Origin of the sequence: Ditibartonella apis (assembly GCF_001952075.1) — a bacterium.
GTDB classification, from domain to species: Bacteria; Pseudomonadota; Alphaproteobacteria; order Rhizobiales; family Rhizobiaceae; genus Bartonella; species Bartonella apis.
In genome coordinates, this window is sequence record NZ_LXYU01000003.1 from 167677 (window position 1) to 188943 (window position 21267).

General features: G+C 44.0%; 20 protein-coding genes. 9 read left to right on the forward strand and 11 right to left on the reverse strand.

Going from position 1 to position 21267, the window contains the following annotated elements; translation table 11 throughout:
- Positions 1 to 508: 508 nt before the first annotated feature.
- The 7 genes from PEB0122_RS07645 to PEB0122_RS07675 all read right to left on the reverse strand — a co-directional run bounded on the left by PEB0122_RS07645 (position 509) and on the right by PEB0122_RS07675 (position 9046).
- Entirely contained in the window at positions 509 to 1543 is a 1035-nt protein-coding gene (locus PEB0122_RS07645; RefSeq protein WP_075916859.1) for a dipeptidase, read from the reverse strand.
- 436 nt (positions 1544 to 1979) lie between these two features.
- On the reverse strand, positions 1980 to 2801 hold the full coding sequence (locus PEB0122_RS07650) for a bifunctional allantoicase/(S)-ureidoglycine aminohydrolase (protein WP_075868976.1): 822 nt from the start codon (positions 2799 to 2801) through the stop codon (positions 1980 to 1982).
- A 189-nt stretch (positions 2802 to 2990) separates the two neighbouring features.
- On the reverse strand, positions 2991 to 3935 hold the full coding sequence (locus PEB0122_RS07655; RefSeq protein ID WP_143238465.1) for a LysR family transcriptional regulator: 945 nt from the start codon (positions 3933 to 3935) through the stop codon (positions 2991 to 2993).
- A 51-nt stretch (positions 3936 to 3986) separates the two neighbouring features.
- The gene (locus PEB0122_RS07660; RefSeq protein ID WP_075868974.1) at positions 3987 to 4823 is read right to left on the reverse strand and encodes an ABC transporter permease; all 837 of its coding nucleotides are present in this window, start codon (positions 4821 to 4823) and stop codon (positions 3987 to 3989) included.
- A complete protein-coding gene (locus PEB0122_RS07665) occupies positions 4771 to 5544 on the reverse strand; it encodes an ABC transporter ATP-binding protein (RefSeq protein ID WP_075869848.1) in 774 nt (257 codons plus the stop codon). The genes PEB0122_RS07660 and PEB0122_RS07665 overlap by 53 nt, the downstream gene beginning before the upstream one ends.
- A 44-nt stretch (positions 5545 to 5588) precedes the next feature.
- A complete protein-coding gene (locus PEB0122_RS07670) occupies positions 5589 to 6896 on the reverse strand; it encodes an ABC transporter substrate-binding protein (RefSeq protein WP_225867830.1) in 1308 nt (435 codons plus the stop codon).
- A 707-nt stretch (positions 6897 to 7603) separates the two neighbouring features.
- Positions 7604 to 9046 (reverse strand): FAD-dependent oxidoreductase, encoded by a 1443-nt coding sequence (locus PEB0122_RS07675; RefSeq protein ID WP_075868973.1) that lies wholly within the window; start codon positions 9044 to 9046, stop codon positions 7604 to 7606.
- Positions 9047 to 9660: 614 nt separating this feature from the next.
- Between PEB0122_RS07675 and puuE the strand changes: the two genes are divergently transcribed.
- The 4 genes from puuE to uraH all read left to right on the forward strand — a co-directional run bounded on the left by puuE (position 9661) and on the right by uraH (position 12305).
- Positions 9661 to 10581, forward strand: a complete 921-nt coding sequence (gene puuE / locus PEB0122_RS07680) for an allantoinase PuuE (protein ID WP_075916529.1) — start codon at positions 9661 to 9663, stop codon at positions 10579 to 10581.
- Positions 10582 to 10621: 40 nt separating this feature from the next.
- Entirely contained in the window at positions 10622 to 11224 is a 603-nt protein-coding gene (locus tag PEB0122_RS07685; RefSeq protein ID WP_075916531.1) for an ureidoglycolate lyase, read from the forward strand.
- A 103-nt stretch (positions 11225 to 11327) separates the two neighbouring features.
- Positions 11328 to 11855, forward strand: coding sequence for a 2-oxo-4-hydroxy-4-carboxy-5-ureidoimidazoline decarboxylase (uraD, locus tag PEB0122_RS07690; protein WP_075916533.1), 528 nt, complete (start codon positions 11328 to 11330; stop codon positions 11853 to 11855).
- A 3-nt stretch (positions 11856 to 11858) separates the two neighbouring features.
- Complete coding sequence (uraH, locus tag PEB0122_RS07695) at positions 11859 to 12305, forward strand: hydroxyisourate hydrolase (RefSeq protein ID WP_075916535.1); 447 nt, start codon at positions 11859 to 11861, stop codon at positions 12303 to 12305.
- 165 nt (positions 12306 to 12470) lie between these two features.
- On the opposite strand, the gene PEB0122_RS07700 is transcribed toward uraH, so the two are convergent.
- The 4 genes from PEB0122_RS07700 to pdxR form a co-directional block, all read right to left on the reverse strand.
- Positions 12471 to 13763, reverse strand: a complete 1293-nt coding sequence (locus PEB0122_RS07700) for an NTP/NDP exchange transporter (RefSeq protein ID WP_075916537.1) — start codon at positions 13761 to 13763, stop codon at positions 12471 to 12473.
- The gene (locus PEB0122_RS07705) at positions 13763 to 14572 is read right to left on the reverse strand and encodes an NADPH-dependent F420 reductase (protein ID WP_075916539.1); all 810 of its coding nucleotides are present in this window, start codon (positions 14570 to 14572) and stop codon (positions 13763 to 13765) included. The genes PEB0122_RS07700 and PEB0122_RS07705 overlap by 1 nt, the downstream gene beginning before the upstream one ends.
- A gap of 53 nt (positions 14573 to 14625) precedes the next feature.
- Entirely contained in the window at positions 14626 to 15537 is a 912-nt protein-coding gene (locus PEB0122_RS07710) for an aldo/keto reductase (protein ID WP_198935998.1), read from the reverse strand.
- 308 nt (positions 15538 to 15845) lie between these two features.
- Entirely contained in the window at positions 15846 to 17309 is a 1464-nt protein-coding gene (gene pdxR, locus PEB0122_RS07715; RefSeq protein ID WP_075916541.1) for a MocR-like pyridoxine biosynthesis transcription factor PdxR, read from the reverse strand.
- A gap of 826 nt (positions 17310 to 18135) precedes the next feature.
- Between pdxR and PEB0122_RS07725 the strand changes: the two genes are divergently transcribed.
- The 5 genes from PEB0122_RS07725 to PEB0122_RS07750 all read left to right on the forward strand — a co-directional run bounded on the left by PEB0122_RS07725 (position 18136) and on the right by PEB0122_RS07750 (position 21095).
- On the forward strand, positions 18136 to 18579 hold the full coding sequence (locus tag PEB0122_RS07725) for a hypothetical protein (RefSeq protein WP_075916545.1): 444 nt from the start codon (positions 18136 to 18138) through the stop codon (positions 18577 to 18579).
- Complete coding sequence (locus tag PEB0122_RS07730) at positions 18576 to 19007, forward strand: carboxymuconolactone decarboxylase family protein (RefSeq protein WP_075868962.1); 432 nt, start codon at positions 18576 to 18578, stop codon at positions 19005 to 19007. The genes PEB0122_RS07725 and PEB0122_RS07730 overlap by 4 nt, the downstream gene beginning before the upstream one ends.
- A gap of 562 nt (positions 19008 to 19569) precedes the next feature.
- Positions 19570 to 19818, forward strand: coding sequence for a hypothetical protein (locus tag PEB0122_RS07740; RefSeq protein ID WP_075916549.1), 249 nt, complete (start codon positions 19570 to 19572; stop codon positions 19816 to 19818).
- Between the two features lie 220 nt (positions 19819 to 20038).
- Positions 20039 to 20395, forward strand: a complete 357-nt coding sequence (locus PEB0122_RS07745; protein ID WP_075916551.1) for a hypothetical protein — start codon at positions 20039 to 20041, stop codon at positions 20393 to 20395.
- A 346-nt stretch (positions 20396 to 20741) separates the two neighbouring features.
- Complete coding sequence (locus PEB0122_RS07750) at positions 20742 to 21095, forward strand: hypothetical protein (RefSeq protein ID WP_143238817.1); 354 nt, start codon at positions 20742 to 20744, stop codon at positions 21093 to 21095.
- Positions 21096 to 21267 lie beyond the last annotated feature (172 nt).

The following is a 21267-nucleotide window of genomic DNA, read 5'->3' on the forward strand; positions in this document are numbered from 1 at the left end:
CAAATGAAGCGCGTCATCAATTCCGCTTGAAACATCCGGATTGATTTTAAGAACCCGATTGATGGCTTAAAATCCTGACCATTTTGCCAAGACTATCTGCGGGAAGAAAAAAGAAGCGCGACAGTCCCATTCGATTTATTGGAAAGATGTAAATATAATGCACTTATTCGGTCGTGTTGCATAGGGATAAAGGGCACGTTGAATTCATCCGGAAAGATTTGCCACAATGGGCTTTGAAAGCTATGCTGGAAAAATTCTTTTCCTGAACGGGGCGAGTGTTGTGAGCCTCAAGATTGCTAAAGGAAAATGTATCTTCGCCGGAACTTTGGTGAGACAAAAATATTCCCGTTAAAACGGTAGCTTTTTCATGCGCGTTGGTTTTTCAATGCAGGCAAAGCCGGTTCACGTACCAGTGTTGTCTTTTGTCTTTTTCTTTATGCCGTAAATAGCAAAAACATATTTAGCCAATGCTATTAACTGGCCGAATGCATTGGCATTTTAAAAAGCTTTATTCGCCCCATGTCCTTTCCAGAACCGAGATCCAGTTTTTCGAGGTGATTTTCTCGATCTCGTCATGGTTGAAACCGGATTTTTCCATTTCGGCGACGAGCTTCGGCAATTGTGAACAATCATGCAATTCATTCGGAATTGTTGTGCCATCGAAATCCGAACCGAGGCCGACATGTTCCACGCCGACAATATCGACAATATAGCGCATGTGGTTGATAATGGTTTTAAGCGGTGTATCGCGGTTGCGTTCGCCATCTTCGCGCAGGAATTTGACACCGAAATTAATGCCGACCAGCCCCTTGCTTTTTCCGATAGCGCGCAATTGCTCATCGGTGAGGTTACGGCTTTGATGGCTCAAGTGATAGGCGTTGGAATGGGAAGCAACAAGCGGTGCGTCGCTCAATTTTGCAATGTCCCAGAAGCCTTTTTCGTTCATATGCGAAAGATCAACCATTATGCCGAGCTTGTTACATTCGCGAACGAGTTTTTTGCCGGTTTCTGTCAAGCCCGGTCCGATATCGCCGGTCGAGTTATATTTAAAGGGAACACCGAAACCGAATATATTGGGTCTGCTCCAGACAGGACCGAGGCTGCGCAATCCATCCTGATAAAGGCGGGCAAGCTCTTCCAGATTTTCGCCAATGGCTTCCGCACCTTCAATATGAAAAACCGCAGCAAATTGGTGCTCCTTGATTGCGTCTTTAATATCGCGCGCGGTTTTGCAAATTTTGAAACGGTCGGGTTTCAGCTTTTCAATATCATGGAGAAGCTTTGCCATTTCCATGGTCGGCTTTGTTGCATCTTTTAACAATAATTCGGGATAGACACCGTTTTTATCGGGCTGAAGATCAACCGATGGCGGATAAACCGCACAAAGCCCGCCAATAAGGCCGCCTTTTTCAGCCTTTGGCAGGTCAAGTTCTGCGCTTTCAAAACCGTTGATAAAAGCCGAAGGGTCAAGGTTTTTCTCGTCGCGGATTTTGGAGAGAATGTCATTGTGCCCGTCAAAACATTGGATGAGTGTTTCAGCCATAAAAATTGCCTTATCAGAATGTGTTTTCAGATCATTATTCTTATACGCCACTATAGAGATTTAAAACAGCAACTGACAAAAGTTTGATTATCGTGGAATTTTCGTGTCTATTTTCTGCTCACTCCAAACATAGTTTTCCTTGTGTCGGGAGAGGCGGGTTTAACAATAGGGAAAACGCAAAAGAAACATGAATAGAGCGGGCTTGGTTCTGGCGCGAGAAGGGCGGCAGAATGCCGCCAAAAGCTTGACGAACAAATGCGACAAAATCCTCACGACGATGAGGAGCATTCTAAAGCATGGACGGCTTTAAGGCTGTTTGCTATTCAAAACTTCCGCTTTTAAAATATGAGCAAAGCTTTGCCCCACTAAAATTTTGCCTCACCAAGTATCGCGTTACTAAAGTTTCGACTTTGCAAAGTTGCACGAGAGTTTCGCCTTACCAGAGTTTTGCGTGCCGGTTTATATCTTTATAGAGGAGATAACGGAATGGTTCGGGGCCGCCCGCATAGCAGGCTTGCGGGCAAAATGCGCGCAACCACATAAAATCGCCTTTTTCGACTTCCACCCAATCATCATTCAGCCGATAAACGCCTTTGCCTTGCAAGACATAAAGCCCGTGTTCCATAACGTGGGTTTCCATGAAAGGAATATGGGCACCCGGCATAAAGGTGACAATGGCAACATTCATGTCATGGCGCATGTCGTTCATATCCATGAAACGGCTTGTCATCCATACACCCTCATGGCCTTTCATTTCGGCAGGCGTTATTTGCTGGTCGGAAGAAAAGATTGCATCAGGTTTATCAAGCCCTTCCACTTTTTCATAAGCCTTGCGGATCCAGTGAAAGCGCGCGGTGGTTTTTGCTTCATTGAATAATTGATAATCGTGACCGGCAGGAAGATAGGCAAAGCCACCTTTGTGAAGAACATGTTTTTCGCCTTCAAGGACGATGGTGAGTGCACCATCAGTCACAAAGAAAACGGCTTCCGCACGCTTGTCATTTTCTGGACGTTCTGACCCGCCCGAAGGTTCGATTTCGCCTATATATTGGGAAAATGTTTCTGAAAAACCTGTCATCGGGCGCGCCAAAACCCAGAAGCGGGATTTTATAAAAAACGGCAATTGGCTTGTTACAATATCGGACATGACAGAAGCGGGCATCACCATATAAGCGTCTTTGAAGGTGGCTTTGCTGCTTAAAAGTTCGGAACGTGGTTGTAATCCGCCAAGCGGAAAATAATAGTCTTTCTCATTCATCGAATTGTTGTCTCCTCTTTTGTGAAAGCTTTTTCAAAAAATTTTTCTCGTCAAAAAGCTTTTAAAACCGCTTGGATGTTTTATTCCGATTTATCGTTGTTTTGCCTGTCTCGTCTGCCAGAGTTTTTAAAAATTTATCAGATGATCTTTTAACTTCTTTTAGGCGATCGCAAACAGATTTCATAATATTCAATCTGTTTGATTTTCTTCTCCGGAAAAGCTTTGATTGCGTCGGATAAGACTTTCTTTCATTTTTCCGGTCAATACATGTTGAAACTGTTGTTCAACCGGTTTTAACGCGCGGTTTGTCTGGTGGAACAATGTCAAAATGCGATAGGCCGGATGGGTAATAACGGGGATGAAGAGAAATTCATTATCAAACCCTTCCGGCAATTCTGTGCGGCTTAAAATGGAAACATAGTTTCCGGTTGCAACGAGTTGAACAATCAATGGGATGGATGATGTTTCGACAATCGGAACGGCGGTCACAAGCGGAGGCCCAAGCGTTTCGATGAGCGATTTCAATTTTGTGCCTTTTTCGGGAAGCACCAAAGCTTCGCCAATCATTTCGGCAAGATTGACTTTGTTTTTTCCTTGCAAGCGTTTTTCGAGACTATGACCTTTACGAAGAAAAAGCCCAAGCGGGCATTTCACCTCTTTATCAATGGCAAAACGGGGCTGCTTTTCAATGTCATAAGCCAAAGCAAGATCGGCTTTGCCATCAAGAAGCACATTTTGCACATCTTCATTTTGCGCGGTCAACACGTTGATTTTGGTGGATTTGTGGTTTTTCTGGAAGTCGACAATTGCCGAAAAAAGAAGGGTGCTAGCGAGATTTTCTTCGCAAACAATTGTCAAATTCTGGCGGATAACGCCGTTCAGAGCCTTTATCTCGCTCAACATCCGCTCTTCATTGCGCATTGTTTCGCGGATATGGCCAAGCACCAGTTCGCCGGTGGCCGTGAGTTCGAGCCCCTTATGGCTGCGGGAAAAAACCGGTGTGCCGATTTCTTCTTCAAAGAGCTTTATTTGCCGCTGGATGGCAGAAGCGGCAACATGAAGCTTTTGTGCGGCACTCCGTATCGAGCCGGAACGCGCTACCTCGTCAAGATATTTCATCAAACGGTGTTGCAAAATGTTGAAGTCCCCCTTGTCCGTTTTTTAAGTTTTGGAGCTTTTTTATTTTCAACCCTTTTTGATACTCCACGGGAAGAGAAGCTTCTGGGTAAGAATAACAAGTTGGAACAAGATAAGCGACATGGCTGCCAACACAAAAAGCCCCGCCCAGGCTTGCGGTATTTTATAAATTGAAGTGGAAAGCTGGAGGAAGAAACCTATGCCCTTATCGGCCGAAACAAATTCGGCAACAACCGCACCGATGACGCATAAAGTAATGGAAATTTTCAAGGCCGAGAAAATATAGGGCACGGCATAAGGTAGGCGGATTTGCAATATTTCACGGCGAACCGGTGCGCGGAGTGATTTTGACAGCTCGATCAATTCGGGCGGTGTAGAAAGAAGCCCTGTCGAAGTGGCAATAACCAGCGGAAAAAACGAAATAAGAAAGGTGATGAGAATACGCGGAAAGTCACCCGAACCGAAGGCGACAATGACAATCGGCGCAATGGCGACAACCGGTGTCGACTGGATAATGACCAATAACGGATAAACCGTTTTCGATAAAAGCGGCGAGCGGATAAGACAGACAGCAAGCGGTAAAGCAATCAGAATGGATACGAAGAAGCCGAGTAGTGCTACCCGCAAGGTTGCAAATATATGAACAGCCCAACGCGATCCATCAATCACATGGAAAGCTTTGAAAATTTCAACCGGCGCCGGTAAAATGAAAGAAGGAATGGCAAAAAACACCGCCGCCAATTGCCAGATCACAAGAATAGCCACAATCAGCAACACTGCCGGTAAGCCAGAGAGCAGCGAGGAGAGGTGAAACAGCTTTATCTTCTTCCTCTTAAGCGAGCTTTGGCTTGATGAGGAGGTTTCTGAGGGTGTGAGCGAAGTCATGGACCACCTTTTGGTTTGCAGTTTCGGCATTGCGCGGCCGTCCGAGCGGCACGTCGAGTTCGGTTAAAACAGTTCCCGGCCGGCCGGCGAGAACCAGCACACGGTCGGCAAGAATGGCAGCTTCATTGACAGAATGGGTAATGAACATCACGGTTTTCGGCCGGTCGGCAAAAATTCTTAAAAGTTCAAAACCCATTTCATCGCGGGTTAGCGCATCAAGGGCGGAAAACGGTTCGTCCATCAACAAAATATCGGGGTCGAGATGAAGCGCGCGGGCAATGCCGACACGCTGCTGCATACCGCCCGACAATTCTTCCGGCATACGTTTTTCAAAACCGGTAAGGCCGATCATACGCACAAGTTCGTGGGCTTTATCAATATCGGCGGAATTGACCTTGCCGAATTTGTGTTTGATCGGAAAAGTAATATTGTCCACAATATTGAGCCATGGCAGCAATGTCGGGCGCTGGAAAACAATGCCGACATCTTCGCGCGGCTCCTTGACCGGCATACCGAAAACTTCCACCTTGCCCTGTGTCGGTTTCAAGAGTCCGGCAATCAACCGCAAAAGCGTGGATTTGCCACAACCGGAAGGCCCCAATACCGCAAGAAATTCGTGATAGCGAACATCGAAACTAATATTGTGGAGGGCTTGTGTTCGCCCTGTCGATGTCGTGAAAAACTGGCTTAGTCCTTCAAAGCGGATAGAGGGGGGAGAAATCGCATTGCTTGATTTCATTTCTATGGGTTGCAATTGGCTTGTTGTCATTTGAAGCCCTCCAGATTTTCGGAAAAACCGGTTTTAACGGCACTTTCAGCGGTCACCGCATTCGGGTCGAGGTTTAAAGCTTCGGCAGTTTTTTGCCATGTACGTTGAAGTTTGTCGCGACGGAAAGTGCCAAGGCCGTATTGATCTGTTTCGTCATTGTAAATGAGCTTCAATGTATCCTGAAGCGACCCTTTAACGCTCTGGCGATCAAGTTCGGGAACACTTTCCATCACCGCATCGACCGCTTCATCGGGATGTTCATGCATGAATATGATTGATTGGCGATAGGCATTGATAAAGCGGGTCAGAACTTCGGGCCGTTCGGAAATGAATTTGTCTGAGGCAATCAGCGAACTGCCATAAAGATCAAGTCCGCTTTCCACCCACGGAAAGGCTCTGATTTCTTTATGCGCAATTCTCGCCTGTTCTTCGTAACGCGTGTAGTCGGTGAGCCACGCAATAATTACATCGGTCTTTCCGGTTATCAACATTGGCCCCAAAGCACCGGAGTCGACCCTTGTAAGCGCAATATCATCCATGGATAAATTTTGCGTCTTCAGGAAAGGCGGCAGGAAAAGATTGGAAGCGGTAAAAGGCGAGGTGGCGACGGCTTTGCCCTTTATATCGGCGATTTTGTGAATGGGGCTATCGGAAAGCACATAAAACGCATGTGGTGTTTTGTTGAAGATCGACATAACCGCGCTCACCTTCACATTTGCGCTTACACGCGCGGCCATAAGCGCGGTGATGTCGGCTGCTCCCACATCGCTCACTCCGGCAGCAATGCGGGTAATCGCGTCATTGCCGCCACGCCCGGGTTCAATCGCAACATCAAGCCCTTCGGATTGGCAAAACCCTTTGTTCACACAAACATAAATGGCGGTTTTATCGCCACCGGGTAACCAGTCGAGTTGAAAACGCACTTTGTCAGGGGCTTTTTGAACCTCTTTGGCCTCAAGCGTTTGCGGACATAACAGAAGTGCTAAACTCCCACAAAGAAGATTAGCCGAAAGAAGGCTTGATGAAAGAAAACTGGCCGAAAGAAGTCTTCTTAGAAAAAGACTTTTAAAAGCAACTTTGGCGGCCGAAAAAGTCGCAATCGGAAAAGCTTGTTTAAAAGTAGAAAATGCTTGTTTGAATTGCTTGCGAATAAAGTTTTTTATTTCCGCCCTTTCGAAGCGCAGTATTTTTGAAGTTGCAATTTTCATTTTGCCTTTGAGGTAAGAAGTCCGGTCACTTGAAGAACCGTTGCGAGGAAAGGAATAAAAAGCATTGTCGCTGTTGTTTCGACATTTTACCTGCATGAACTTTTCCTCTCCCGCTTAAAAAGCATTCCGGTTTTTTGAAAACCCCGAAAAACCGAACGGGCATTATGAACAAATTCCGGTTTTGCCATTTGTGCTGTCGGGTATTATCCGTTTTCAAAAAACCGGATAATCAGCACAAGAAAGGCGGCGTATAGACATTCAACTTACGAAACCAAGCGTATTTTTTAACCTGTAGTGTCATCCTGTATTTGCCGGAAAACCTTATTCTTTCTCTTTAAAGCTCTAACTTTGTCTTCTTCAAAAAAGAACACCGGTTTTATTTCCGACACCTCAAGATTTACACGAACAACAAGTGAAAACAAGAGAAAAAACCTAAAAATTAGGCGTTTTTATTTATTGATTAAATTTTATGCAATTTTTGGTAAGAAATGATGAAAGAATAAAAAGTATAAATAAATTCAATGACTTGAAAAAACACTATTGACCGGCTCTCGTGCAGCCTCTGCGCTTTTATTAAGCGTTCTTAAAATTCGCACGGGTTGATCTAAATTCTCTTAATACTGCTTTCAGTTTTTCAGAGGAGAAACAGTGAAATCAGGGCTTAAAAAATCAAACAGGAAAACATAAAAATCGCGCCACAAAGGGCGCGATTCTCGATGATCGTGAAAGGAATATGAAAAATCCTGCTTGTCGGGCAAAGCCGGTTTTGACAATCGCCAATTAACCGTTCACCCGAATGGCTTTTAACCTGCTTTCCCCATGGCAACCGGTTGGGGTGCTGTCAGTTCCTTCTCGTCAAATGCTCTCAAAAGATCATAGTGATAATCGGCATCTTCGCAGAACAATTCACTGCTCACCCCATAGGCAAGTCTTCTCACGCCGAATTTCAAAGCCGAAATTCCCGCCGATGCGGCAAGGCTTGGCATACCGGCAAAAGTGTAGGTGAAAATGCGATTAAGATATGGCGCATCCCCTTTCACCTTTTCCTGAAACTGGAAGTTTGGCCCAAGATAAGGGCAGCTTGCAATCACCGCATGTTCTTCGCCCGCTGGCGGGGTAAAATGGTCGCCCCATGTTTCGATTTTATCGGCAAAACGGGCAATTTCCGGCCGCGTTTTAAGGTCGATAATCAAGCCTGTGCCGACAATCAGAAAATCGAATTCATCACTTTCATGCGGTGTGACAAGAACAAGCTTTTCCCCATCCATCCGGCAGCTTTTAATAGGGCTTGCAAGTTTCAATTCGTAATTATCGAATTTTGTGCACCGCAAATAGGAATCCTGTGTTGGCGGCTGGTTGACATCAAAGAGATATTTCATGAACTGCCATTTCTTGTTGTCATCAAGATCGGCAAAATGGCGCAAAAACCCGCTATATTCCATAAAACGGTAAGGGTTGACTGTCGGTAAAACGGAACGTCTGACAAAATGCGTTACCGATTTTGCACCGTGTTCCAAAGCTGTGGCACTATTGTCGAAAGAAGACGAGCCACCACCCACAACGGCAACACGCTTGCCGGCAAGTTTGTCAAAATTAATTGCTTCGGCCGTGTGTGCATAAACTTTCTTGTCAAGATTATCCTTGAACATATCCGGCACAATCCACTGGCCGCTTCCCTCAATACCGGTCGCTAAAACCACAAGGCGCGTATAGATTATATCGGCTTTGCCGTTTCTTTCGATATGAACTGCAAAAACATCATCTTGCACCGGCTCTATATCGGTTACAACTGTCCGGTTTGTCACCTCTATATGGGTGACTTTTTTCAGCCAGTCGAGATATTCCGCCCAAAGATTGGTCGGGATTTTATAAAGCTCTTCCCAGGATTTGTGCCCGAAACGCGCTTCCCACCAGGCACGCACTGTCAAACTGCCAATGTCGAGATCGGGTCCTGTCACATATTTCGGCGTGCGCAATGTGTGCATACGGGCGTAAGTGCGCCACGGCCCTTCAAAACCGGCTTCATTTTTATCCAGAATGGCAATGTTTGTAACGCTTTCCCGCCGCAATTGTAGCGCCAATGTCAAACCGCTTTGTCCGCCGCCAATAATCACAACATCCTTCACCGGATTGCCGCGATAAGTCTTCGGCTTTACCCATTGACGGGCAGGGTAGTTCAAACATTCAAGATCATATTTTGCCTGCCGCTCAAGCTTGGCAAGATTTATTTCGCTATTTTCTGGCATGTCTATTCCCCATCAAAGACAGCCCAAGGAACAAGCTCCGGCTTTTTAAAAGAACCTTGGCTGCCGGTTTAAAACGGGGATGACACTTTCTGTCCGGATCGACCCGATCGATCTGCAATACGCTTTATGCCGGTGGTTGAGAGGGTAAATATAAGGCAAAAAATTGTCAAGATTAAAAATTAGGCAAAATCAAATATAATTTGCTGTTATTTCAAGCATAACGCGTTGGTCAGCACGTATAAATAGGTTTCTATTTTGCTCGTTTTCCGTTTTATTTTTTATTTTTAGTTAGTTCATCGCTTGTTCAATATTATTGATTTTGTGGGAGGTTAAATAAAGGGACGGAAACAATCAGTGCGGTGCGCCGCAATTAAGCGAGGCTCCGACAATCAAGTGAAACGCCGGAAGGACATTAAGTTCTCATAAAAAAGCACTGCCGGAAAGGAAAAACACGCACAAAAGTTTTTCCTGAAATGTCGGCGTTATTATTGTTCAAAAGTTAAGTGGCATGGCTTTTGCTTTTCATATTTTCAGCAACGGACATTCCATACGGTTTTAAACCTAAGTGTTTTCCGGACAGTGATTTCAATTTTGTTGTTTGGGGAAGAAAATCCATGCAATCACTAAAAGACTATCGCGCCCGCGAATTTTATGGCTATGGGCCGAACCCGCCGGACCCGGAATGGCCGGGCGGGGCAAAAATTGCGGTACAATTTGTCATCAATTATGAAGAAGGGGGAGAGAGCAATATCCTTCATGGCGACAAAGCCTCCGAACATTTATTATCCGAAATTGTTGGCGCAGTTCCTTGGGAAGGGCAGCGCAATCTCAATATTGAATCCTTGTATGAATATGGTGCGCGTGTCGGCTTCTGGCGGCTTTACCGGCTTTTTACCGAAAGAAATATGAAGCTTACGGTATTTGCCGTGGCCAAGGCTTTGGAGCTTAATCCGGCTGTCGCGAAAGCCATGGTCGAGGCCGATTGGGAAATTGCCACCCATGGGTTTCGTTGGCTTGAATATAAGGATGTTGATGAAGAGGAAGAGCGTTTTCACATTCGCGAAGCCGTACGCATCCAGAAACAACTAACGGGTGAGCGCCCATATGGAATTTATCAGGGAAAACCGTCGATCAATACTTTGCGGCTTACCATGGAAGAGGGCGGCTTTATCTATTCGTCAGATAGTTATGCTGATGAACTTCCCTATTGGGTAGAAGGCATTGATAAGCCGTTTCTCATGATTCCTTATACATTGGATGTCAATGACATGCGCTTTGCAACCGCACAAGGTTTCAACAGTGGCGAACAATTTTTCAACTATCTGAAAGACAGTTTCGATGTTCTTTATGAAGAGGGTGAAAAAGGCGCGCCGAAAATGCTTTCGATCGGTTTGCATTGTCGTTTGGTTGGCCATCCGGGGCGGGCAAAGGCACTTGAAAAATTTCTTGATTATGTGGCAGCCAAAAAGTCGGTTTATATTGCACGGCGCATAGATATTGCCCGCCATTGGCAAAAAGTGCATCCGGCCAAATAAGCCTGAAACAGATTAAAGAAAAACCGGAGGACAGAAAACAATGGTCGAGCAGGAAAATCATAAAAAACAATTGCACGAGCTTGCCGTTTTAAAAATCGGAAAAGCCGAATTTTCTCCTTTTGGCGATGTAATCGACGTCAGGGAAGAAACAATTTCGCCCGACCAAATGGCTAAAGAAAATAATAGAGGCTCGGCTTTCAAGAAAAATCCGGTTATAATCCCGATCAATCAGGGGCGCGCCACCCGTTTTCATGATCTTGCAAAGGTTGAAGCGGAGGGGGAAAAGCCCCGCGTCCTCATCAATGTCTTCCGGTCTCTTCCGATCAACTTTCCTGTTGAGATTGATATGATGGAGCGTCACCCTTATGGCTCGCAGGCATTTCTGCCAGCGGGCGACAATCCGTTTCTCGTTGTTGTGGCAAAGGATGAAGGGGGCAAACCTTCCGCCCCGCAAGCCTTTTATTGCCCTTCAGGTGTCGGCGTTAATTATCATAAAAATGTCTGGCATTTTCCGCTTCTTGCACTTTTCAAGACAAGCGATTTCTATGTGGTTGATCGCGGTGGTGTCGAAAACAATCTTGAAGAATATTTTTATCAAGACGAGGCTTGGCAAATCAGCCGGTTGCCGGATTTTGGCAAATGACGAAGAGACTTCGCGAACTTGCGTTTTAAAGAACCGAATTGAGCAAAATATCAAAATTGAGAAGACATAAATACAGGCAAACAAATTAAGGAAAAAAGACCCCGTGAAAATTGAACAATTGAACACTCTTCCAGCCGCCGCTTTTGTTGATTGTTTAAGCGGTATTTTCGAGCATTCCCCTTGGGTGGGGGAAAGTGTTGCAGGAAAACGGCCGTTTGAAAATCTCGATGCGCTTTATGAAGCCATGGTCGAAGCGGTCCGGCAAGCTCCGGAAGAGTTGAAAGACAAGTTGATTTTGGCTCACCCCGATCTTGCGGGTAAGCTTGCCCGTTCATCAAAATTGACGGCGCAATCGGAAAAAGAACAAAAAGGGGCAGGGCTTGATCGTTTGAGTGAAGATGAATTCGATCAATTTCAGAAATTGAATGAAGCCTATCGGGCAAAATTTTCCTTTCCCTTTATCATTGCGGTGCGGGGGCATGGTGGCAAAGCCCATGACAAATATTCCATTCTCGCCAATATGAAAAAGCGCTTGAACAATGATAAAGATGAAGAAAAAGCCACGGCGTTGACGGAAATCTTCCGCATTGCGCGCTTGCGGCTTGAAGATCTCATCGACAGCGAGGGATAAAACATGACCGGTTTGACAACCCATATTCTTGATACAGCATCCGGTAAACCGGCTAGCGGCGTTAAAATTCAGCTCTACAAGCTTTGCGCGGAAAATGTTCCGGAAAATGAAAATAACGGGACTATAAACAACCCCCTTAGCACGGCCGAAAAAACGCATTTAGCGGGGGAAAAAACGCAATCCGTTGTCAAAAAATTGCTTGTTGAGACAAAGAGCAATCAGGACGGGCGAACGGAAAAACCGCTTCTTGATGAAAAGGCAATGGAAAAAGGGCAATATGAATTGCACTTTTTCACGGCAGCCTATTTTTTAAACCAGGGCGCAAAACTTGATAACCCGCCTTTTCTTGATGAAATCACCATAAGCTTTTCAATAGCCGATAACACCGCCCATTATCATGTGCCGCTTCTTGTAAGCCCGTGGAGCTATTCGACCTATCGCGGCAGTTGAAAAACGAGGCCGGATAGGGAGTAAAAATCAGGCCGGATATTAAAATGAGGCTGGATATTATGACCGGATATAATGAGACGCGCACATCATTCTCGCCGCCGCCTTCAGGCATAACTTTATGAGAAGTTTTCCAATCTTGTTGAATATTTTCTGGCGCTCTTAGGTTTAAAGTTCGTCGTAACGTTTGCCGATTTTCTTTCCGGAAATGGCCCAGATGCAGGATAAAACAAGTGCAAGCAGCATAATGACTGGTGGGGAGACAACGTTGCGGATAAGCGTATCAACCCAGCCCCAGAATGCATCCGACCCGCGATAGACGAAAGTATCAATGGCGTTTTTTGCACTGAAACGCGAATTTTCATCAACCGCCGAAAAGAGCATTTCACGGGCAGGGCGGGCAAGTGCATATTCTCCCACACGCCGCAATATCATCGCGATTGCCAAAATCGGAAAGCAATAGAATATGCCGAGTAGTCCGAACAGGATTACCATCATGACAGGCAAGCTCACAAGCAGGAATGTCACGCCGAATTTTTTTGCAATGCGGGCGGTAACGAACATCTGGATAAGAATGGAAGAGGTTTGCACAACCGTATCCATAATGGAAAAAAACTGTGTCTGTTCATTGGGATTGGTAAAGGTAGCCTGAACAAGGCGCGCCTGCGCATAATAAAGAAAGGTGGTTCCGGCCGAGGTGAAAATAGCATAAACCGCAATTTGGCGGAGATAAGGCGATTTTACGATGAGTTTCAAGCCAATCCATATGCCGGAATAGGTTTCACTCTTTTCTTTTTCCGACGCGGTCATTCCGGGGTTGTCTTGTTTCAGGTCTTTGCCGCGGCCAAAATCACTTCGCCAGTGCACAAGAAAAAACCAGAGAAAAAGCGTAGATAAAAACAGCGCTGTCGAAATTAAAAGCAGTCCCGCATAGCCCACTTTTTCAACCATAAATGCACTTATCAGCGGGCCGGTTATGCCGCCAAGACTTGCGCCTGCTGATAGGGGGCCAAACAGGCGCTGGGCCTGTTCTTTGGTAAAAACCTCGGCCAAAAAGCTCCATGTCAGCGAAATAACAAACAGGTTATAAACCGAAACCCAGACAAAGAACGCGCGCCCCACCCAGACACTGCCGCTATTGTAATAAAGGCTTAGCGTAAAGCCGAGCATAATAAGACTACAAAAAAGCGTCGAATAGATGAAGAGATTGGTCTTTTTAATTTTCTGGCTGATAAAGCCGAAAACGGGCACAACGAGAAACATGGCGCAAAAAGTGGCAGTAAAAAGCCATGAGAGATGATCGACACCACCGGCAATGCCGAATGTTTCACGCACCGGTCGCAACATGAAATAGCTGCAAAAGACGAGAAAAAGCGTGAAAAAGCCGCCCAAAAAAGCAACTGTTTCATGCGCTTTTAGCGCGAACAGACGTTCAAATATATGTTGCAGCTTGTTTGTCATTATAGGCCAAGGCGTTTTCGCAATTTATCTGCCGGGAGGTGGGCACGAAAACCCGGCTCGCCGGGGGCGAAAATATGCGCTGTTTCAAGTTTGCCGGTGATGACAGGTTCGCAACCGGTTTCGCGCACGAGCTCGGCCACAACGTCCAATGCTTTTTCATCGTCACTTGCCATCGGCATACCCACAGCTTCTATCTTTTTATTGAAACAATCTTCAATCACCGTAGCGTCAACTGCCGAAAAAGCACGGACAAGGCGCACATCCGGCACATATTTTTTTACCGTTTCGGCAACGCCGTTTTTCTTTGCTTCGATTGAAAGAGGCTCTAAATCTCCTCCCCACAAAGGCGGGTTTGTCGCGTCAATAACAATTTTCCCCTTCATTTCGGCGGCAAAATCTTTGCCGATTTGAGGCCAGGCTGAAAACGGCACTGCAACAAGGATAACATCACCAAATTGTGCCGCCTGGCGCGGTGTACCGACTGAAGCTTTGTCTCCAAGCGGGTTTGTAAAGCGTCGCAACTCATCCGGATGGCGCGAAGAAAACATCACCGAATGGCCGGATTTTACAAGGAGGGTTGCAACAGTTCCGCCAAGCGAGCCGGCGCCAATGACCCCGATTTTAAGATTTTTGACATCAGCTTCCGTTTTTGTTGCGGGGCTATCGTTTACTGTTTCCGCTTTGGATGAATTTGAAGTCTTCCCCACTGAATTTTCGGTATTTTGTGAAAAAGCCTGCGACAGGGAAAAAATCTCGGCAAGAGACAGAGCTAAAGCAGATTTTAATATAAAACGACGATCAAGAGACATGTTGAACCTTCTTGTCTTGAACCTTGTTCTCCAGAGAGGGAAACCTTTTTTGCTCAAATCGGGAAAGCCTTATCAAGTCGGGCGAGATCTTCTTCATCGAGATGAAGAGAAAGTGCGGCGCTGTTTTCACGGCAATGTGCGGGCGAACCTGATTGGGGAATGGAAATGGTAAAATTGTTTCTGATTGTCCAGCCGATTGCGATTGCCGCAGCAGTCATATGATGTTTTTGCGCAATGTCTTTTAAAACCGCATTTTGCAAAAGCGGGGTTTTGCCGGAACCAAGCGGTGAATAGGCCATGATCGGCATAGCGTTATTTTTTGACCAATTGAGAAGGCCACCTTCGATAGAGCGGTCGACAAGTGAATATTCCACCTGATTGGTTGCGCATTGGTCGCCTTTCTCAAGGCTGAAAAGATCATTCATGTCATTAACGGAAAAATTGGAAACGCCCCAATCGACAATGGCACCTTCGCTTTTTAACTCTTCAAACGTATCAACCACAGTTTTGAGGTTTGAAATTCCGCCACGCCAATGCAAAAGATAAAGATCCATTTGCTTTAATCCCAAGCGTTGAAGGCTGTTTTTGCAGGCATTGCGAATGTCTTCGGCTTTTGTTGCGTGCGAAGGCATGACTTTTGAAACCACGTATGGTTTTGTTCCGGCCTTCTTGATGACACGGCCAACCATTTCTTCAGCTCTACCGGAACTATAAAGCTCGGCGGTATCAATCAGATTCATGCCAAGATCGAGACCGGTTGTAAGCGCTTCCTCTTCTTGTTCGAGAGGGCGTTGACCGGCTGCAAGCGTCCATGTTCCCATGCCAAGCGTCGGGATCATCCGGCCGGTTTTAAGACGGATTGGAGGGTTTTTTATAGCTGTGGCTTGTGTAGTTGCCGAAATTGTCGGGCTAACCATTAAAGCTGCACCACAGGCGATAGTAAATTGTCGACGTGTTATGTCCATTCTAGCGCCTTTCCTGTTTTTGTAGAGAGCAAGTATAGCCGAGCTTTCAAAAACGAAAAAGGTATTATTGTTCATTCATGAAATGAATGAAAATCATGAATGATCGGGGAGAAACAGAATTTTTATCAAGCCACGCTTTAGAGGCTGAAAAGCTTCTCATGAGGTCACAAGATTCTCGAAAAAAGCTGCTTCGACAGATGAAAGTCTCGAAATTCTGTTTAATTGCAACGACAATTTGACAAAACGTCACACAGAATAACTTTTTTAAATAAATTAAAAATGGAGCATATGTTGAAATATAAAAATATTTATTTGGAAGAGACATATGGTCTGATGACCTGATTAAAATCCGAGATTATTTTATAGGCCTCTTCTTGGGTTTTCAAATTAGAAAAGGATAATATTAATCCGCTCAAATCTCTTCTTTCTATTTGACGGTTTGAAATGCATCCAATTCCAAAATTTTCTTTTTGTGCAATTGTCATTAATTCAAGATCGTTACATTTAAAGCAATTTTTGAATAGCAATAATGTATTAAGTCCGTGATTGAAATTTTTTACATGGAATATATCTGAAACATATCTATTCAAGGCATTTTGCAAAAATATTTGTCTTTTTTTATAATTCACCCTCATTTTGTTCAAATGTTTGGCAAAATTACCAGAATCCATAAATTCGTATAATACAGATTGGGTTAATATTGGAAATCCATCTATCAATCTTTGATAAAAATCGGTGATTTTGGAAATCATATACTTTGGAACAATAAAATAGCCTAACCGTAAGTCGGGATTAATTAATTTACTGAAACTACCAATATAGATCATATTGGCGTTCCTATGGTTATTGAGACTAGCGAGAGCCGGCAGCGGTTTGTTATCATATCTGAATTCGCTATCGTAATCGTCTTCTATGATAAATGTACCGTTTTTCTCCGACCAATCTAATAATGTATTTCGATTATCATCTCCAAGGACGTAGCCGAGAGGGCTTTGATGATTGGCTGTGACGATAATAAATTTAACGTCGGGATGGTTTTTTAAAGCATCGGAAATTTGCATCCCGTTATGATCGACAGGAACAGCAACAATATGTGCACCTGAGCTTTTGACAATATCCAAAGCGGGCGGAAAACACGGGTCTTCTAAAAATACTGTGTCTTTCGGTTCACCAAGCGCTTGCATGAGCAAATTTAAGGCACCGCGAAAGCCGCTGCTGATGAAGATCTGATCAGGTTCGCAAACGATTCCACGGGACAGCCCAACGTAACGGGTGATGCTTTCTTTTAACTTTTTAAGCCCCGTTGAATGAGGATAAAACAACGCATTATGCGTTTCAGCAATCTTGCGCTTTGAAAGGCCACTCCAATATTTTGCGGGAAATAAATCAATGGCCGGTAAACCGATCTGGAGCTTTTTGAAGGCCGTTCCTTCGGCATAAATCGACCGATGTTTTAAGGAATTGGTCGCAGTCTTCGTGTGTACGCTTTCATGGGGGAGGGAGTGGTTCGCGACATATGTGCCGGCAGGCCCTCTGGAGACGAGATAACCATCTCCAATGAGGCGACTATATACACTTTCTACGGTATTTTTACCAACTCCCATTTCAAGCGAAAGTGCCCTGATCGAGGGAACGCGCTGTCCTATTTTAAAAGTACCTCTATCAATTAATGCAATGATTTGTTGGTAGAGGCTATCACCAATTCCTGTGCGAGACGATTTGGGCGGATAGCCTGTTCTGGTCGTGTCTATGTTTATAAGCTCGTTTGACATTCGTTTCCTCGCCCCCGGAAACCTCATCATTCATAACAATTGATGAAAGAAATCAATAGTTATTAACATAGGATAGTCAAACCGGCGACAGAAGAGCGAAAAAACTTGAGGCATTCATGAGAATGAATTTTCTGCGCGATTTTGGTTTTAATGCATTGAACCGAAGTTAATCATGCCGAGGCGATCACGGCTCATCACAATCCGGTTTATCGGCATCGCTTGGAGGAACAGGTATTCTTTTAGCCGCCGTTGTCACTATTTGATAGGCAGGGGAAAACAGCGGAACAATATCTTTTTCGAGTGACTTTGACGATCCGTCAATTCTTTGGTGTTCTGTCAAATATAAGGAGGTTCATCTTCATGCGGGCGAAGCCGTGGCTGTGGCTCATGCCGGTTTTATCCAATGGCTGAATTTTTATAAAAGCCGATGCCTACCTTCATTTCTTGACCACAAGCCCTGAACAAGTTTTACGTTGATACGACCACAGATAATAATGCTGCATAAACGCGTCACGAATACTGCTAAAAACATGCCAAATTGTTCAACCAGCCGGAGCCACTTTTCTCTATGTTATTTTGCGATGCCAAGTGTTGATAAATATCCTGATCGGCGGCATGTGGATTTACAATTTCCATGACAGTGCTCCAAGTCAGAAAACATAAGAAACATATTATACGTTTGTTTTGAAGAACGCCCCATAGAAATGCATTCTTTGTGTTTGAAACCGAAATGCACATGTCACTATCAAATTGTTCCGATATGTCCCTATCGCAGTAAGCGCCTTTGCGACATTGTTTCGTTTCTGGAATTTTATAATGGTGAAGCATGTTTGACTTTTGCAAATCGTCGACGCAAAGGCGGGGCATATATTTTGCTAAAGTCGGTTTGGCTATCAGCTATCTTTCGGCTGTATTCGACCGTTTTGGTTTTTGGGGTCATCTTGGTGAAACAGGTGTTTCATGGGGTACGATGACCCAATTTTTTAAACATGTCTCGACTCTGTGTCCTTGGGCTCCGGAAAACATGATTCCTGTTATTGGCTGGATGGTCACAGTTTTAGAGGCATTAATCGCTTTGGCGTATATTATTAACGCAAAGAACAAAATAATTAATTACGCAAATATATTTTTATTAATATTATTTATTATTAGTATGTCACTTTTTCAAAGCATAAAAATGATGATTAATTTTAATGTTATAGTTTGTTTATCGGCTGCGTTATTAATATATTTTTCAGACAATAATGAGAATAAGGAGAAGAGAATATGAAAAATCTCAGATTGAAATATTTTGACTTGTCGCCGGAGCTGATGAGCGGTTTTAGAGCCGTGAAAGTCGCCCTCGAGAAAAGCGTAGTCGAACAAAAATTGATTGAACTGGTCTATCTCAGAGTTTCTCAAATCAATGGATGCGCATATTGTCTCAATCTCCATACAAATTCCCTGCTAAAAGATGGCGAAACACAGCGCCGCATATCCGAAGTGGCCGGATGGCGTGTGAGTGACCAATATTCTGAAAAAGAACGGGCAGCACTGAACTGGGCAGAGCAGTTAACAAACATATCGACAAGCCACGCCGATGACGAGTCGTACGAGGCATTAAAAAAGGTCTTTAGTGACAAAGAAATATCAGACCTTACATTTGCCATATCGCTGATGAATGGAATGAACAGACTTGCGATTTCCATGCGGCAGTGAGGCGCATTACGTTCTATGTTGAACAGTTGAGTGAAGGAACTCGTAAGTCATTTTACGGGTTATAGTTGAGGCGCTGGTCATTTCTTTTCTAAAGCTTTAAGCGTTTAATCAGGATAGGGATGGAGATCTATCTTGAAACAGAAATGACCAGTGCTCGAGCAAAAGGTCTATAAGAGCTTGTCTTTCATTCTTTCTATGAAATTTATGAAGTCGCAAAAAACGTCGCGGCTCGGTATCAAGACGATCATATTTCTCCACAATCATTTGTTTATCTTTTGTTGATGTTTGTTCCGCAACCTTTATCCATTTTTCGGCTCTCGATAGCTGATTATCGAGATCTTTTCTCATTCATGGAAAATGCATGCCAGTGTGCTTGGTTAATCAGCAAAGAAGTGTGAGTTTTCTTGAATTAACACCGATAGTTGAGACTTGGTCTCAAAAACATTGCAAAGCTTGAAAAGAGCGAAAATATCGATGCAACCTGCGCGGCTGATGTGAAAATGGAAGTTAGCCGAGTGAGCGCATTGCCGCCTTCAAAGTCGGTAACGGTTTTAGAGAGAATGTGACGATCAAACCGCTCATTACAGATAAAGCGAGGGAAAAAGTAGAAGATCATCTAAAGGATGCTATGGAAAAAGCAGCACTTGATAAACGTGGAGAGACAGGAGTCTTATCCAATACTGATGTTCATTATTATGGACCTGTTTTGTTGTGTGCTTTCGCTGTTATAGCTTATGACAATAAGGAAAAATGTTGGTATGAAACCGCTTTAACGTTCGTCTTCTGTCGGCTGTTCATGCCATTATTATAGCCTCGCATAATAAAAAATATTTGAGGCATTTTTACTTTTATAGATTGACACCTTGGTTTTTTGCTAGTGCTTTATGCCGAGTTTTTGAGGCAATTAAAAAGTTTCTGCAGCTCTTCGGCGCTTAACCCCCATAACCCGGCTTTGGTGTGATAATTATAGTTCTGCAATATCGACAAATATCAAAGCTCAAGGACGCTAATTTTAAAATGTGGAAACAAAAATGAAGAAAAAAATTGTTCTATTACTATGCTTGTCTTCATTAAGTGTTTTTAGTGGTTGTGGTACTGTATTTGAGCCTGGTTATATAGATCACGCTCCACCAGTTGCGGCTGCATGGTATCAAAAGCCAGGCGCAACACCGAAAGAAATAGCTGATGCATATTACAAATGTGAAAAACGCTATCCAGATGATATAAAGCTCGACCCAAATGTTGGACAGAATATCATTTTTAAACGAATATTTTGTATGGAAGATCAAGGATATTTTGCTAAGGATGGAACTAGAGCGATGGATGCGTGTAAAAATTTTCGTAATCCAAAAGTTCCCATTTGTGAGGCGAGAGGCGCTTATAACTAAAATAATTGAGTAATTATTGAGCTCTGGCCCAGAAGCTCATGCATAACCAACTGTCAATTTATTGAACAAATTGAGTGTTGGTAAAAAAGATGAAATGACTTTGTAACTTCATAATCGGGATTTTGTTGGTCTGCTCATTGGTGGCAATTCGGCCACGATGTGGGGGCTTCTGGTAGTAGTATGCTGTTGGAATGGCCTAATATGTTTGGCGGTTTTGATGGGAAGCGTGGCTTCTCCATCCATAGCTGCTAGAGACTAACAGCTTGATTGTGGTGATACTTATTTTCGTACAATATCTACAAATACAAAAGCTCAAGGACGCTAGTTTAAAAATGTGGAAACAAATATGAATAGAAAAATTGTTCTATTATTATGCTTGTCGTCATTAAGTGTTTTTAGTGGGTGTGGTAGTGTGTTTGAGCCTGGTTATATAGATCACGGCCCACCATCTGCTAGTCAATGGTATCAAAAGCCAGGCGCAACACCAAAAGAAATATCTGAAGCATATGACAAATGTGACGAACGCTATCGAGATGATCCAAAACTTGACATACATGTTAGAGAGAATATCGTCTTTCAAAAATTGTTTTGTATGGAAGATCAAGGATACTTGCCTAAGGATGGAACCAGAGCGATAAAGTCTTGTAGAAACTTTCATAATCCAAAAGTTCCCATTTGTGAGGCGAGGGGCGCTTATTAAAAAAGTATAAATTGTATTTTACAATTCGTATATTTTTTGAGGAAATTGAAATGAAAAACAAAACAACCGCTAATCATTCGGTTAGGGATAAAGGTTGGCGGTTGTTTGGCATTGAGCGTTAATTACTGTTTTGAGGCTTATGAGCCAATTAACAAGAAATAACAAGTAGAAT